The 14,379-nt window shown below is 44.6% G+C and carries 13 protein-coding genes; 7 read left to right on the forward strand and 6 right to left on the reverse strand.

Annotated elements, in window-relative coordinates:
• Positions 1-10: 10 nt before the first annotated feature.
• The 4 genes from DOE51_RS02910 to DOE51_RS02925 are packed head-to-tail and all read right to left on the reverse strand — an operon-like array spanning position 11 to position 3,871.
• Entirely contained in the window at positions 11-1,099 is a 1,089-nt protein-coding gene (locus tag DOE51_RS02910; RefSeq protein ID WP_142695092.1) for a D-alanine--D-alanine ligase family protein, read from the reverse strand.
• Between the two features lie 18 nt (positions 1,100-1,117).
• Positions 1,118-1,771, reverse strand: a complete 654-nt coding sequence (gene elbB / locus DOE51_RS02915; RefSeq protein ID WP_142695093.1) for an isoprenoid biosynthesis glyoxalase ElbB — start codon at positions 1,769-1,771, stop codon at positions 1,118-1,120.
• Positions 1,772-1,823: 52 nt separating this feature from the next.
• Positions 1,824-2,783, reverse strand: coding sequence for a hypothetical protein (locus DOE51_RS02920; RefSeq protein WP_142695094.1), 960 nt, complete (start codon positions 2,781-2,783; stop codon positions 1,824-1,826).
• Positions 2,780-3,871, reverse strand: a complete 1,092-nt coding sequence (locus DOE51_RS02925) for a GNAT family N-acetyltransferase (RefSeq protein ID WP_142695095.1) — start codon at positions 3,869-3,871, stop codon at positions 2,780-2,782. Before DOE51_RS02925 ends, DOE51_RS02920 begins: the two co-directional genes overlap by 4 nt.
• Positions 3,872-4,036: 165 nt before the next feature.
• Between DOE51_RS02925 and DOE51_RS02930 the strand changes: the two genes are divergently transcribed.
• From DOE51_RS02930 to DOE51_RS02955, 6 genes are read left to right on the forward strand one after another with little or no spacing between them, the layout of a single operon-like run.
• On the forward strand, positions 4,037-4,273 hold the full coding sequence (locus tag DOE51_RS02930; RefSeq protein WP_142695096.1) for a ferredoxin: 237 nt from the start codon (positions 4,037-4,039) through the stop codon (positions 4,271-4,273).
• Positions 4,260-5,003: an endonuclease III gene (gene nth, locus DOE51_RS02935; RefSeq protein WP_142695097.1), complete on the forward strand. Its 744-nt coding sequence runs from the start codon at positions 4,260-4,262 to the stop codon at positions 5,001-5,003. The genes DOE51_RS02930 and nth overlap by 14 nt, the downstream gene beginning before the upstream one ends.
• A 14-nt stretch (positions 5,004-5,017) precedes the next feature.
• Complete coding sequence (locus DOE51_RS02940; protein ID WP_142695098.1) at positions 5,018-5,500, forward strand: DoxX family membrane protein; 483 nt, start codon at positions 5,018-5,020, stop codon at positions 5,498-5,500.
• A gap of 6 nt (positions 5,501-5,506) precedes the next feature.
• On the forward strand, positions 5,507-6,547 hold the full coding sequence (locus tag DOE51_RS02945; protein WP_142695099.1) for a thiamine ABC transporter substrate-binding protein: 1,041 nt from the start codon (positions 5,507-5,509) through the stop codon (positions 6,545-6,547).
• Positions 6,544-8,013, forward strand: coding sequence for an ABC transporter permease subunit (locus DOE51_RS02950; protein WP_246845302.1), 1,470 nt, complete (start codon positions 6,544-6,546; stop codon positions 8,011-8,013). Before DOE51_RS02945 ends, DOE51_RS02950 begins: the two co-directional genes overlap by 4 nt.
• On the forward strand, positions 7,985-8,632 hold the full coding sequence (locus tag DOE51_RS02955; RefSeq protein WP_142695100.1) for an ATP-binding cassette domain-containing protein: 648 nt from the start codon (positions 7,985-7,987) through the stop codon (positions 8,630-8,632). Before DOE51_RS02950 ends, DOE51_RS02955 begins: the two co-directional genes overlap by 29 nt.
• Before the next feature lies 1 nt (position 8,633).
• Here DOE51_RS02955 and DOE51_RS02960 read toward each other — a convergent pair whose 3' ends face one another.
• Positions 8,634-10,628, reverse strand: coding sequence for a response regulator (locus DOE51_RS02960; RefSeq protein ID WP_142695101.1), 1,995 nt, complete (start codon positions 10,626-10,628; stop codon positions 8,634-8,636).
• Positions 10,629-10,728: 100 nt separating this feature from the next.
• On the reverse strand, positions 10,729-13,443 hold the full coding sequence (locus DOE51_RS02965) for an ATP-binding protein (protein WP_142695102.1): 2,715 nt from the start codon (positions 13,441-13,443) through the stop codon (positions 10,729-10,731).
• 105 nt (positions 13,444-13,548) lie between these two features.
• Here DOE51_RS02965 and DOE51_RS02970 point away from each other — a divergent pair, with 105 nt between their 5' ends.
• Positions 13,549-14,301, forward strand: coding sequence for an ABC transporter substrate-binding protein (locus DOE51_RS02970; RefSeq protein ID WP_142695103.1), 753 nt, complete (start codon positions 13,549-13,551; stop codon positions 14,299-14,301).
• The last annotated feature ends 78 nt before the right edge of the window (positions 14,302-14,379 follow it).

Genomic DNA, 14,379 nt, shown 5'->3' on the forward strand with positions numbered 1-14,379 from the left:
TGAAGAAGAACTATTCTAGATAACTTGTTTTCAATTTGCTTTCGATTTCAAATTTCTCAAAAGCCAAGTTGATTAATGATGTGATCAACTCTTTATAAGAAACGCCTGAAGCTTCCCACATTTTTGGATACATGGAAATTTTCGTGAAACCAGGGATTGTGTTGATTTCGTTGATGTAGATATCGCCATTTGGACGAAGGAAACCATCTACGCGAGTCAAACCATCGCAACCCATCACGTGGAAAGTCTTTTCTGCCAAAGTTTGCATGCGTTTTGTTTCGTCGCCATTAAGCTTCGCAGGAATTTCGATCAAGGCCCCGTTATCATCTACGTATTTCGCTTCGTAAGAATAGAAATCGTGTTGCGGGATCACTTCACCAGGCAATGAAGCTTTTGGTTTGTGATTCAAGCCCATGACCGAACATTCAAGTTCGCGGCCTTTGATGAATTCTTCCGCCAAAACTTTATTGTCGAATTGGAAAGCGTCTTTCAAGTTCACAGCGAAATCAGATGCTGACTTCACTTTGTGAACGCCCACGGAAGAACCCGCGTTTGCAGGCTTGATGAAGAATGGAGTTCCCAATTTGGCAACGATCTCTTCATAAGAGGTATCTTTGTACGGAGTCAGCAACATGTAACGTGCACTTGGGATACCAGCTTGTTCCAAAAGACGTTTCATCACTTCTTTGTCCATGCCAGCAGCAGACGACCAAACGCCGCAACCAACGAATGGCAATTGCACCATTTTGAACAAACCTTGGATCGTACCATCTTCACCCATTGTTCCGTGCAAGATAGGGAAGGCGCAGTCGACAGTCGTTTTACTTTGATCTTTCAAAGAGTAAAGTACTGGAGCACCTTTCAAGGCGATCAACGCAACCGGTTCTGCCTCAGCAGGCAAGTGCGTGTCGTCGATCGTGATATTTTTAAATACGTCGTTATTCGCGAAACGGTACCAGCTACCTTGTTTGCTGATCCCGATAAATACAGGCGAGAAAAGATCTTTATCCAAAGCATCTGCAATGTTTTTAGCAGAGCGAAGAGATACTTCGTGCTCTGCAGATTTACCACCGAAAATAAGTGCGATTGTCTTTTTCATTTTAAATCCAATTCTTTCTTAAGCCCACTCAACCAATTCATGCGCCAAACCGAAAATGCCTGCGAAGACTTGGTTTGGTTTTGCATCGCCGTACATGTATGCCGGAGTTGAAACGACTTTTGTTTCGCGATCCGTGATGTAATCATCAACGGGACATTCTTCGTGTTGGGCGCCGGTTTTCAAAATCTCTGCGATTGTTCCTGCGTCTTCACCGATCGTCACTGTGACTTTTTGTTTGCCAAGAACACGAGCGATCAAAGCGGGAGCGATACAGATGGCGCCGATCGGCTTGCTTGCGTTGAAGAAATCCATGATCACGCGTTCCGCTTCAGGATTCACATCGCACTTCGCACCTTTTTCAGCCCAGTTGCAAAGATTCTTAGCGGCACCGAAGCCACCTGGGAATGCCACGGCATCAAAATCTTTTGCGTGAAGTTTTGAAAGTGATTGAACGTGACCGCGAGCAATGCGGGCCGCTTCAACCAACACAGAACGTTTTTCGCCTGTGGCTTTACCATCGATGTGATTTACAACTGACAATTCGACTTCTGGAGCAAAGCACGAAACTTCAGCACCAGCTTGATTTAGAGCAATAAGAAGACTTACGGCTTCAGTGATTTCGCTTCCGTCTAAGTAACCAGAACCAGAAAGGACAACAGCGATTTTTTTCATGAAAACCTCCCGAAGAACACACTCTACAGGAGGCGATTATAAGAGGCAAATGTTAGTGTGGCGCGGGCTTGTAGTCTTTTTGTCTGTTGCAGACAGTAACTAGTACCTTTGTTCCACTGGATGGAATATCGACAAGACCTCGCGAACAGTACTCAACTAAGCGCGACAAGAATGGAAGATCCTGACTTAGCGCCATTGAGTAATTAATTTTCTGCGAGTGAGTTGTAGTTCCTTTTTTCGTAATGAACGACCAATCGAAATTGATGCGTTTCAACTTGATCTTACAGTCTGTTAATCCACCGCAGTTGGCCAAAGCTTTCATTGAAGGAGGCGCATCTTGCGAGTCCTCTTTAACTGCTAGATTTGAACATTGAATGTCGCATGTATCGACGCCCAGTTGGTCTTTGCAGTACTGCGCAAGGCTATCAGATTTTTGGCAGGCGTAAGCAAGACTCAAAAACTTTTCAAAGCCCAAAGACATTTGATAATCATCAGCATAAGGTTTGATATCTGATGAACCACCCGCGGCTTTTTGCAGTTTCGAAAGACCTCTAAGCTCTTTCGGAACGGCAGTCGTTGAAGACGAACCATCGGAAGAATCAGACGAGCCGTCTGAAGGAGTAGGATCTGGACAGCCATTGTCGTTTTTAGCAACACAACGGTGATCTTCACGCGTTGATTGCTGCGACGATGTTCCGTTAATGACAGCGACTTGATAGAGATAAGTATAATTCACTTCGTTGGTAGCATCGGCTTTATTGGAAACGGTGATACCTTCTTGCAAAACCAAACGTGGATCTTGCTGTTCAATGCGCTGATCTGTTTCTGTGTAAACGAAATCGTTCACGGTCATTGATAAAGGATCTGAATTGCCCCAGCTTTTCGCCATTGCACTTTGAACTTCTTGAACAGAAGCGGGTTCTGCTTTCTCATCAAGTTCAGGTGTTTTCATACACGAGCTGCTGACCAATGAAATCATCGGTAGCAACACAGCTAAGCGCCAAGATCTCATATCGAATCCCATCCCCAGACCCATAAGTTCAACGGCAAAACTTTTTCAAATTTTTGTACAGTTTCTTCTTTGAAGATGCCAAGCGCACGGTAATCAACCGGACCGAATAACAAGCGAACCATGTCCGTTTCATTGTTGATCGTGTAAAGATCCTGGCCACAACCGAAAACAAAATTATCGGGATGTTTTTCCAGAACGATGTCAGCAACACCTTCAGCACGGAAGGCGCGTTTGATTTTTGCCGCCAATTGATCGAAGTTGACGAATTTGATCATGCCCAAGAAGCCTTGATTCATCATCACAGGCTTCGCTTTCAATTGCTCAATCAAGTTCGTCGCATGTTTAGGAACAATGATCGTATACGGTTGAGCTTTGTGGGTACGAATGAAGCTAAACAAAGCCATCAACTTAGAAACAGAGCCGCCCCATTCATGAATGTAACCACCTAAATCCACACCTTTGCCTTCGATTGCATAGGCCGCTAATTGACCGTTTGCCTCCCAAGCTGTGTAGACTTTTGTTTCAGGGATCGCCAAGAATTTGCGAGTTTCTTCAATCGTGCGCACGGAATTCACTGAGTGCGAGGAATAAAGACGATAGATAGCATCCGGAGAAACTTTTGAATCCGTAGAGAATCGTAAGTTTGAAGTCGGAACATCGAACTCTTCATCGATAATGAAACTGATTTCGCTACCGGCCAGTTCAAAACCCATTTTGCGATAGAAATCGAAAAGGTCTGTCCAAAGAATCGCGATATCACAAGACTGCTCTGTCGCCAGTTTTAAACAGTCATTAATCACGCGTGTGCTTAAGCCTTGCCCACGGTGTTGATCGTCGGTAACGACGGAACCGATGGCGCCCACTTTAAAAATTACATGGGGAGATTTGATGATAAGCGGTTTCATCACGGCGTGTGAAAGCACTCTTTCTTCATCCGAGATAATGCGCATATTGTGCAAGTTGTTAGCTGTAAACGCTGTAGGGTATTCCGCTGCAATCGACCAAGGAGCTTCAGAACGAAGTTTTTTATTAAGGAAATCTAGAACTTGCGGTAACTCAGCTTCCCGCGGCGAACGAGGTCCTTCCATGAACCCTCCTTACATATTCCTTTAAGAATACCGGTAAATGGGCCAGACCCCCAGCATTCAGCAAAAGGGGACTAGAAAAATGCGACCCAAGTCTGGAATAAGGCTGCTCCGGGGTTTGACTTCAGGACGAAAAAGACTATATTGTGCGCATATTTAGGAGTCCCCATGGCAGAGAAAAGTCAAAGCTGGAAAGAAAATAAGCCCGGCAAAATGTTCGTCGATCAATCATGCATTGCTTGCGATGCTTGCGTATTGACGGCTCCTAATAACTTCTCAATGCATGAAGAAGACGGCCACGCTTTCGTGACAAAGCAACCAGGAACACCTGAAGAAGAAGCTCTTTGTAAAGAAGCGATGGAAGGTTGTCCCGTAGAGGCTATCGGCAACGATGGCGACGAGTAAGAAGACTAAGAAAAAAGTTAAAGTCGTTAAGAAGGCAGCTCCGAAATCTGCGAAGGCTGCCACAGCTCCTGCTAAAAAAGCTCTGAAAAAACCACCGTTTAAAAAAGCGGCTCCGATCTTACCTACAATCGCTCTGTTAAAACGTTATTATCCTGATGCTCACTGTGCTTTGGATTTCACCAATCCATGGGAGTTGTTAGTTGCAACGTCTTTGTCTGCACAATGCACGGATGAGCGCGTGAACATGACGACACCGGCGCTGTTTAAAAGATGCCCGACACCGCAAGCCTTATTGAAAACGCCGGTTGAAGACATCGAAAAGATGATTCATTCGTGTGGCTTCTATAAAAATAAAGCGAAGAATTTAAAAGCTGCAGCTGAAACTCTTGTTGAGAAATACAACGGGGAAGTGCCAAAGGATCTCGAGGCTTTGGTCGAGTTAGGTGGCGTCGGTCGCAAAACGGCGAACGTGGTTCTTGGCAATGCGTTCGGAATTCCAAGTGGCATCGTGGTTGATACGCACGTGACTCGTTTGTCCAATCGCTTAGGTTGGGTGGACACAGAAAATGCTGTGCAAATCGAACGCGAACTTTCGGAAGAAGTTCCGCAAGAAGATTGGATTATGTTATCGCATTGGTTGATCTCGCATGGTCGAGCTATCTGTAAGGCGAGAAAACCTGATTGCAGTCATTGCTTCTTAGAGGAGACTTGCCCTAAGAGGGGCGTCTAGTTCACAATGTGCTCATGTTCACTTCATTCTTTGAGAGCGTTAAATACGTAGGCCATCTTCTTCCGATCTCTTTCTTAAGAATTTTCTTGGGTTATTACTATCTTGAACAAGCATTGATCAAATTCCGCGGCGACTTTTTAACTCGTCCACGTATTGCCGATCAAATCGCAGAGTGGTTGCCAGCAAGTCATGCTCCGAACTGGTTTAAAATTTTCGCAAGTTCAACGATGATTCCAAATTGGCAAACAGTGGCTTTCATTTTGTTGGGGCTTGAGTTCGCGTTAGCGATTTCCTATATCATCGGTTACGTGGTTCGTCCGATGGCTTTGATTGGTATTTTGTTGTGTGTGGTCAGTCTGTTTATTTCGGGCCCAGGTCACGAAGACTTATACAAAACATTCTTTGCGATTCATTTGATTCTTGCTTGGGTTGGCGCGGGTCGCTGCTTGGGGCTGGATTATTATTTCTTCAAACGTCGTCGCGGCATCTGGTGGTAGGCATCCATGAGACATTTCATTATCTTCCTTGCGGTGATCTTCTTGGGTTTGTTCTTGGCGGTACTAAACCGTCCTGATTCAAATCCAGTTGCAGGTTCGCAAGCGACATTGCGTGTATTCGGTTATTCTTCATTCACAGGGCGTTGGGGCCCAGGCCCGTTATTGAAAGAAGCTTTTGAAAAACACTGCAAATGCAAAGTGGAATTCATCGAAGGCAGCGATTCCGGAATCTTGTTACAACGCCTGCGCATTGAAGGCGAAAGTTTAGGAGCTGACCTCGTAGTCGGCCTTGATCAATTCGATCTTTCAAAAGCAATGGATGAACAAAAATGGAGAAGCCTCAGTCTTGGTAAAATGGATGTCTATGACTCTGTGAAGCCAGCTCTTTCAAATAACTTCTTTGTTCCTTATGACTGGGGTGCTTTAACGTTCATCGCAAGAAAAGGGGAGCTTTCCAAAGTTCCTTCCACAATGGATGAGTTGTTATCACCAGAGTTAAATAAAAGAATCGCGTTGGAAGATCCACGCACGAGTTCTCCGGGTATGCAGTTCTTGTATTGGGTGATTCGTACAAAAGGTGAAGACGAAGGCTTTAAGTTCATTCAAAAGATGATGGACCAAGCGCACAGCTTTTCACCGACATGGTCGACAGCTTATGGCTTGTTCACAAACAAACAAGCAAAGATGGCGTACTCTTATGTGACGTCACCGCTGTATCACGAAATTGAAGAAAAAAAGAAAGAGTACTACGCGGTCTCTTTCGTTGAGGCTTTGCCATTACAATTTGAATTCGTAGGTATTCCTGAATTCTGTCGTCACTGCGATCTGGCTGAACAGTTTGTGAATTTGATGCTTTCTCCTGAAGGGCAAAAAATCATCATGGAAAAGAACTATATGTTCCCGGTGATGAAGGGTGTTCGCGAAAATACTCCATTTGCGACTTTGCCGCCGATGAAAACGATGGATAAGTTCGAAATCCTATCGACGACTGAAGTCGATCGCTTATTGAAAAAATGGACGGACATCCGCAGAGGCGAACTTAATTGAGTCAACTGAACCTGCGTAATCTTTTACGTCTTAGCTTAGTGCTATTCTTGGTATTCCCATTTCTGTTTCTGCTAACCCAATTTCGTTTTGGCGGTAGAACAGATTGGGCTGAGCTGGCGTGGGCTTTTAAAAATAGTTTCTTACAAGCATTCTTTTCCGCAGTCTTTGCTTTGATATTTGGTTTTTGGTCTGCTCTAGGTCTTTTGACTTTCACAAACCATCGTCGTCATTACCGCATGGTTTTAGAGATCCTGTGTCTGCTTCCGAACTTTCTGCCACCTATCTTTATTTTGCTAGCGACATTGAACGTTGTTGATCCTTTTCCCATGGGGATCACGGGTATCGTCTTCATTCACACGCTTATGAACTTCGGCCTGGCTGCGGTGTTGTTGGCAGGATTGATTGAAAATAAAGTGGGTGGAGTGATCGAGCTTGCTTACGTCGAAGGTTCCAGCCGTTTTAATTTTTTAACAAAGGGTCTAATCCCAATGTTGAAAAAAGACTTATGGCTTTTGTGGCTTTTCATTTTTGTGGTGTGTTTCGGCAGCTTCTCGGTTCCATTAATCGTGGGTGGCGGCAAAGGCACAACGGTCGAAGTATTGATTTATGAAAAGATCCGTTTATCGAGTGATTGGAGCAATGCGGTTTTCTTAGCATTCCTTCAATCCATCTTTATCTTCGCGCTATCCTGGATCGCAGGCAAAGGGCAGGGCTCACACCGAAGTCGTCTTGCGAACTTGAATCTTGTGCGCATGCCAACGGGTATTTTAGTTATCGGTGGTATTTCGCTTCTTTACCTTGCAGGGTATGTGCAGGGTTTATTTGCTGGCGTGAAGATGCTCTCGACTTTTTATGAAGCACAGTCGGCGATTGTGTGGAATTTCTTAGGCAGCTTGAGTGTGGGCCTTAGTGTCGGTGTGTTTTGTTATGTAGGTCTTATGGTCATTGCGTTCTGTTGGCCGAAAGCGTGGTTTGAAAAATTCTTAAATGGATATGTGGCACCGTCGACTTCGCTTGCGTGTTTTGCATTATTGATCTTCGGTCCTAACGAAGGCATCAATCCATTTATCAAAATTCCGTTAGCGTTAACGCTTTTAAGCTTAAACAGCTTATTCCGCATGGGTTGGGATGGAGAGCTTCATTCATTGCATTCACAAATGACAGTCGCGCGCTGTATGGGAGCGTCTTCGAAGCAGATCTTTTGGGAAATTTTATTTCCACAACTGTCTTCACGAGCGGGTGTTCTTGCCGGGATCGCTTCGATCTGGGCTTGCGGGGATTTCGCAGTTTCAAGAATTTTAGCCCATCGTGATTTAAGTATCGCGATGATGACCGAGACATTGATGTCGAGCTATCGCCTGAATCAGGCAACAGTGCTAAGTCTGTTGATTGTGGTTGCAGGTTTAATTTGTTTTGCAATTTGTGTAGGGGGAAGTCGTGTCCTTCGTCGAAAACTTACGCCGTGATTATGGCGACTTTAAATTAGATATCCCACAGTGGGAAATCCTTGATGAAGGAGTCACTGTGCTATGGGGCCCGTCGGGTTCAGGAAAGACCTCGGTCTTTAGAATTCTTTTAGGCTTAGAAACGTGCCCTGGTATGAAATGGAATTTTCAAGGTGTCGATCTTGCGAAAGTCAAAACCCCGCAACGTCATTTAGGAGTTGTGTTTCAAAGTTTAGATTTATTCCCGCATATGACGGCTAAAGAGAACATTTTGTTCGCCGCTCGCGCTCGTAAAATCAGTGAAGAAAAGTCCCGCAATCGTTTGAAAGAACTGGCGACGATTTTGAAAATGGAATCGTTTTTGGAAAGACCTGCTAGTATTATTTCGGGCGGTGAAAAACAACGTGTCGCAATTGCTCGTGCGATCATGGGTGAGCCACGCTTGTTATTACTCGATGAGCCGTTTTCAGCACTGGATCAAGAGTTGCGCGAAGAAAGTCGTCGTTTGGTAAAACATGTGATCGAAGTGGAAAAAATTCCGACGTTACTGGTGACTCATGACGAACAAGACGTGAAATATCTTGCGAACAAAGTCAGCACGATTCGTAACGGCAAAATTGTTGAAGAAAAAGTTCTATAAACTAAGACATATAATCGAGCAGGGTCATGTAGAGGACACCTGAATCGATTGGTTTTGTCAGATAGTCATTGCAGCCAGCTTCAATGCAGCGGTTGCGATCTTCAGACATCGCATGTGCAGTTAAAGCAATAATCGGTTTTGTAAAGCCATGTTCACGCAGGCGCTTAGTCGCCGTGTAGCCGTCCATAACGGGCATCTGCATATCCATCAGCACGACGTCGTAGTTGCTATTTAAGGCTTTATTAACAGCCATTTCGCCATTGTCAGCGAATTCCGAAATCACGCCTTTTTTCTTTAAGTACAGTTGAATCAGCAATTGATTGTCGCTGGAGTCGTCGACAATCAAAACTTTTCTGCCCTGAAGTTGCATAAGATCTGGTTTGTTCTGTGCCACGGCCGGCTTTTTCGCTGGTTTTTCAACGTCAGGAATATCCGTCGCAATCGTTACACGGAAGACAGAGCCCTTGTTGACGTAACTTTCTAGAAGAACGACCTCACCACCCAAAGATTGTGCGATCTTCTTAGAAAGAACCAAGCCTAAGCCTGTGCCTTCATAACGGCGCGTGCTTGATGAATCGATTTGCGAAAACGTTTGGAACAAGTCTTTCTTGGATTCAGCAGGAATACCAATGCCGGTGTCTTTCACGTCGATATAAATCTGTTTATCTTTCAAACCATAACAAACTTGGATCGTTCCGTTGTGAGTAAACTTGATGGCATTGTTAATCAAGTTAATCAGGATTTGTTGCAGACGGCTTTTATCCGTGAAGATCACTTCAGGAACTGGCGTTTCTTTCTTCACTTCAAAACGATTGCCTTGCAAATCCGCTTTGATGCCCATCATTGTCGAGATCTCGCTGATCACGTCGTCGATATGCACATCACTGCCTTGAAATTGCAAGTGGCCTGATTCAACTTTCGTGATGTCCAAAATGTCGTTAATAATGCCAGTTAAATTTTTACCGGTAGATTCGATAATATGAATGTACTTAAGACGCTCTTCTTCTGACAGATTGTTGTCTTTGATGATTTCTGTCAGACCAAGAATAATTCCCAGCGGAGTACGAATCTCGTGGCTCATGTTCGCAAGGAATAAGGTCTTCACTTGGTTGGCATTTTCGGCTTGCATCCTTTGGCCGATATTTTTTTCCAAGTCAGAATTCATTTTATTCAATGTCATCGCAAGCTGTCCCAGTTCGTCGTTCGAGCGAACAGGAACTGTTTGTGAAAGATTGCCTTCGCCAAGGTCTTTGGCGGCACGATTCAGCTCTGCAAGGCTGCGGCTTAGGTTGCGGTTGAAAGACACCGTTAGCATCAGGCCCGTGCTTTCTACTGTCAGGACTGCAAAGAACAATGTCACCATCAAGATGTGTTCAAGCCAGCGCGCACCGTCGCCAATTGTCGCAGAAAAATCATCAGCTAAAGCTGTGATTTCAGTATTGAGCTTATGTAAATCGATAAGAATACGTTTAATTTCTTTATTATCAGCGCGCCCTGAACTGATCACGTCGTGAATGTTTGCCGCGAAGTGCATGAGCTGATCAATTTTAACGTCAGCCTGTTCCCACGCAACCAGTGCATGATCGATGTATGGGGCGTTATGAAAGCGCAAAAGCAGATTTGCAGCACCTGGAATATCGCCTTCAGCAACACCACCCTGGCGAAAGCCTTCAAAGACTTTCTTCATGTCACGCTCAGCTGCGGGCTTCATCAGTTCCAAGCGTGCCTGGCGATCACCCAAGTTCACTCGTAAATTGTAAGAGAAATCTTCGTAGTATTTCGGTTCCTGCGTCAGGATATAAAGATAAAGACTGTGAATGCTGTTTTTCTGCGCCTTAGACCACGAACCTTCGCCACCGACGAAGGCACGTAACGTTGATAGAGTGTTCATCGCAAAAAGAAGCGTGACTAACTCGAGCGCAACAAGGAAGGCCATGAAGCCAACTACTGCATACAGTTTTTTCGAGACAGACAGATCTTTCCAGAACTTGAACATTCAATCCTCGGAGTGACTCTTACAGAGTGCGGGCACTCTAACGTAAATTTTAATCATAGCAACTGATTACATCAACAATTAGAAATTTATTTATATGATTCTAGATAGTGTAACGCTGGACCATTTCCAAGAGCGCAGTCTTTTTTACCGGTTTAGTTAGGTGTTCTGTGCAGCCAGCATCCAAAGATTTTTGTACATCTTCAGCCATGGCGTTGGCGCTGACGGCAATGATTGGGATCGCTTTCTTCCCATGTTGTTTTTCCCACGCGCGAATTTTTTGAGTCGCAACGTAGCCATCCATCACAGGCATTTGAATGTCCATCAGAATCAAATCAAAGCTTTCATGTGTGGCTTTGTCCACCGCGACCTTACCATTTTCCGCTTGAACAACGTCGAATGGATATTTCTTTAAATAAGTTAAAAGCAAGAAGCGATTATCTTCAGTGTCGTCGACAACTAAAATACGCGCGTTTCTAGCGACGTTCACATCAGTCAGCGGCAATGCTGGGATAGGCTCTTCATAAGTGCGAGTTGTTTCCAGCGCTTTCGCGTCTGTCGGAACGTAAGGAATTGTGAAGAAGAACGTACTTCCTTTATTTTCCTCGCTGGCAAACCAAATTCGTCCACCCATCAGTTCGACAAGGTTCTTTGAAATCGTTAAGCCCAAACCACTGCCGCCAAATTTGCGAGTGATTGATGAATCGGCTTGAACGAAGTTTTGGAATAATAAGTGCTGCTTGTCTTTCGGGATCCCAGTTCCTGTATCACGAATCGCAAAGCGCACGAATTTGTGTTCTTTACCTTCGAAGTCAACTTTGACAGAGATCTCTCCCGTTTGCGTAAACTTGATGGCGTTACCAATCAAGTTGAACAGAATCTGACGAAGGCGAGTCGGGTCGCCGATGACCATGTGAGTTTCCGCGTGATCCAAATCAACTTTCAAGTTGAAGTTCAGGCTCTTCTCATTGGCTTTTTGTTTTAAGATGTCGCAAATATTTTTTGTTGTCGCTTCAAGATCGAAGGCGATTTTTTCCAAACGCACTTCGCGCGCTTCGATTTTCGAGATATCCAGGATGTCGTTGATCAGGGCCAGCAAGTTTTCACCGGCATTTGCGCACACGCGCACAAGCTGAGCTTGCTCTGGCTTCAATTCTGACTCACCTAAGATGTCGGTGATACCGATGATCGCATTCAGTGGCGTTCTGATTTCATGGGACATACGCGCCAAGAATTCAGATTTCGCTTGCGATGCTTTGACGGCTTGTTCACGCGCTTCGATTAAAGCGTTTTCGGCCTGGATACGATCCGTGATGTCAGTACATACGAACACGAATGTTAAGTCTTTGCTTGTACGATTTGGTAAAGCCGCCCAGTTCATCAAGATCGGAATGCGACGACCATCGTGGTTGACGATTTCAGCTTCGATACTGTGGCGAGTTTGCAAAAGCCAAGTATAGTTTTGGAACTCTTCCGTGGAGTGAATCAAAGTTTTTAAGTCGATCTTAGAAACCTGTTGCGCCGTTAAACCTAAAAGTTTCAGCGCGGCTTCATTCGCTTGCGAAATCATGTACGAAGCTTGGCGCCAATCATCGTGATGCGTGACTTTAACGATGAAGAGGAATGCTTTAATCGATTGAATAACGCTATCAAGGAACTCTTTGGAAACCACGGTTGTTTCCAGACGGTCGGCAAGCTGGTTGTATTTCGTAACCAGCAAACCAATTTCGTCTTTCGAATGATAATTGATTTTTTGAGTTAAGTTACCCGCGCCCAGTTTTTCCAAACGGTCCGTCAATAGTTGAATTGGTTCGACAACTTTTCCAGTCGCAGCGAATGTTGCGAAGAAGAACAAGATGAAGATCAAGACGGCAGCGGCACTGGATGCGATCGCGATTCGATCCAAGACGGCGAAGGCTTCGCTTTCGTCGATTTTACTTTGGATGTACCACAGCTCACCATTTGGTAAATAAATCTTACCGATCGAGCGAATGACTTTTTGCCCACGATAATCGATACCGGTTTCGCGAACCTCGCTGAGGTTTTCGATTTTCTTGATATCTTCATCACCACGGTTGCTCGAGAACAGCTCGCCTTCAGTCCCGTTAGAACCACCGCTTTCAACGCGGAAACGACCGGTGTTACGCAAGCTCCAGTCTTCGCCGTAAATCAAGGTTTCGCCGGTTTGACCCATGCCGTGAGTCGCCCACGCGAAGTTGTCACTGGTAATGCGATCAATTTCGGAAATGGAAATTTTTAAAAGAACAGCACCCAGGAATTTATTATTGCGATAGATCGGCGAAGCAACGAATCCCGTAGAAATTTTTGGATTGATCGGGTCTTTGTCGAAGTCCAGGAAGAGAGTGCTGCCTTCCTGTGCTTTCTGCGCCCACGTGAATAGATCTTTTAACTTTGTTCCGCCGGCAGTGTTCTTGTAGACGGAAACTCCGTCCTCAATGTCTTTACGAGTGGTGTAAAGAATTTTGCCTTTGGGATTAAGCAAAGCCATGTCGTAGATGTTGAAATCAAGAACGTAGTTGTCGAGAAGGCGACGGAATTCGGGTTGCGCATCGGGACTATCCGATCCCAGCAAATCGTCCGTCAATTCGTGAGATGCAATAAGGTTGATCGCCATTTGCAAATCGCGGAAATAATTTTCGATGGCCGTTGTTTTTGCGATGCGAATTTGTGTGAGGCGTTCGTAAGTGCTGTCGACAACCGTGGATTCAACAATCTTGAGGCCAATAATTGCAACAACAAAGGTCGCGAGAAAGACCGAGATTAGGTTGAATAAGAAGATCCTTAGTCGTAAAGTCATGCTATAAAATTGCCTCGCAAAGTTATTGATATCTTACAGGCGGAAACACGGCAACGAGTAGTTGTGTTTTTAGAGTGAAAACCAGCCCGTAGAGTGAGACCTTAAATGAATGTAATAAAACCGATCCTTGTACTAGTTTTTGTATTCTTTGGTGTGACGTTCCAGGTTAAGGCTCAGACGGAACACTGGATAATAAATACACTCGAATGGCCGCCTTACACGTGCTCGCGTTGCGCGGAAAATGGGGCTGCGGCTAAAGCTCTTCGCGACTCTTTGAAAACTGTTGGTGTTGAAGTGGAATTCGTTTTCTACACGTGGTCGCAAACAATCAAAAAAGCCGCAGAACCTAAGGTCTTTGGTTATTTTCCTATGTGGTACGATACGTTGAAGCCGGGTTTTATCAGATCACCAGCCTTGTTTTCTTCGCCGATCGGAATCATTCAACAGCGTAAAAAACCTTTAGTCTGGAATAATCTTTCGGATCTCAAAGGAAAGAAGATCGGTGTGACTCAAGACTACAATTACTCGGAAGAATTTAATCGTCTTGTGAAGTCAGGTGCGATCAAAGTTGAAACGGCTATCTCTGATGACATTAACTTGACTAGAGTTGCGTCGGGAGAACTCGACGGAGCGATGACCGATATTAACAATGCCCGATATTTTTTATTTAATTCTTCGGCCGAAGTTTTCACTAAAGTCGAAGTGAATCCTAAAATTTTGGAAACAAAAGAGTTGTTCATCGGCATTAATGAAAAGAGTGCAGGCAAGATTGATAAACTCAAACAAGCTTTGAAAAACGTGAATTATCAACGACTTGTCGATGAATATTTGTTGCGCTATCAACGCAGAGTTGAATAGCAGTTTTACACTTAAGTAAGCTTCATAAGAGGCTTTGTCTTTTCGCTCTTCCTCCTGAAATAATCGCCTTTCTTTGTT

It is taken from the genome of Bdellovibrio sp. NC01, assembly GCF_006874625.1.
In the GTDB taxonomy this organism is placed as follows: domain Bacteria; phylum Bdellovibrionota; class Bdellovibrionia; order Bdellovibrionales; family Bdellovibrionaceae; genus Bdellovibrio.

Coding starts and splice junctions, on each gene's coding strand:
- DOE51_RS02910 (WP_142695092.1), bottom strand. CDS start 1,099: ATGAAAAAGACAATCGCACTTATTTTCGGTGGTAAATCTGCAGAGCAC.
- elbB (WP_142695093.1), bottom strand. CDS start 1,771: ATGAAAAAAATCGCTGTTGTCCTTTCTGGTTCTGGTTACTTAGACGGA.
- DOE51_RS02920 (WP_142695094.1), bottom strand. CDS start 2,783: ATGAGATCTTGGCGCTTAGCTGTGTTGCTACCGATGATTTCATTGGTC.
- DOE51_RS02925 (WP_142695095.1), bottom strand. CDS start 3,871: ATGGAAGGACCTCGTTCGCCGCGGGAAGCTGAGTTACCGCAAGTTCTA.
- DOE51_RS02930 (WP_142695096.1), top strand. CDS start 4,037: ATGGCAGAGAAAAGTCAAAGCTGGAAAGAAAATAAGCCCGGCAAAATG.
- nth (WP_142695097.1), top strand. CDS start 4,260: ATGGCGACGAGTAAGAAGACTAAGAAAAAAGTTAAAGTCGTTAAGAAG.
- DOE51_RS02940 (WP_142695098.1), top strand. CDS start 5,018: ATGTTCACTTCATTCTTTGAGAGCGTTAAATACGTAGGCCATCTTCTT.
- DOE51_RS02945 (WP_142695099.1), top strand. CDS start 5,507: ATGAGACATTTCATTATCTTCCTTGCGGTGATCTTCTTGGGTTTGTTC.
- DOE51_RS02960 (WP_142695101.1), bottom strand. CDS start 10,628: ATGTTCAAGTTCTGGAAAGATCTGTCTGTCTCGAAAAAACTGTATGCA.
- DOE51_RS02965 (WP_142695102.1), bottom strand. CDS start 13,443: ATGACTTTACGACTAAGGATCTTCTTATTCAACCTAATCTCGGTCTTT.
- DOE51_RS02970 (WP_142695103.1), top strand. CDS start 13,549: ATGAATGTAATAAAACCGATCCTTGTACTAGTTTTTGTATTCTTTGGT.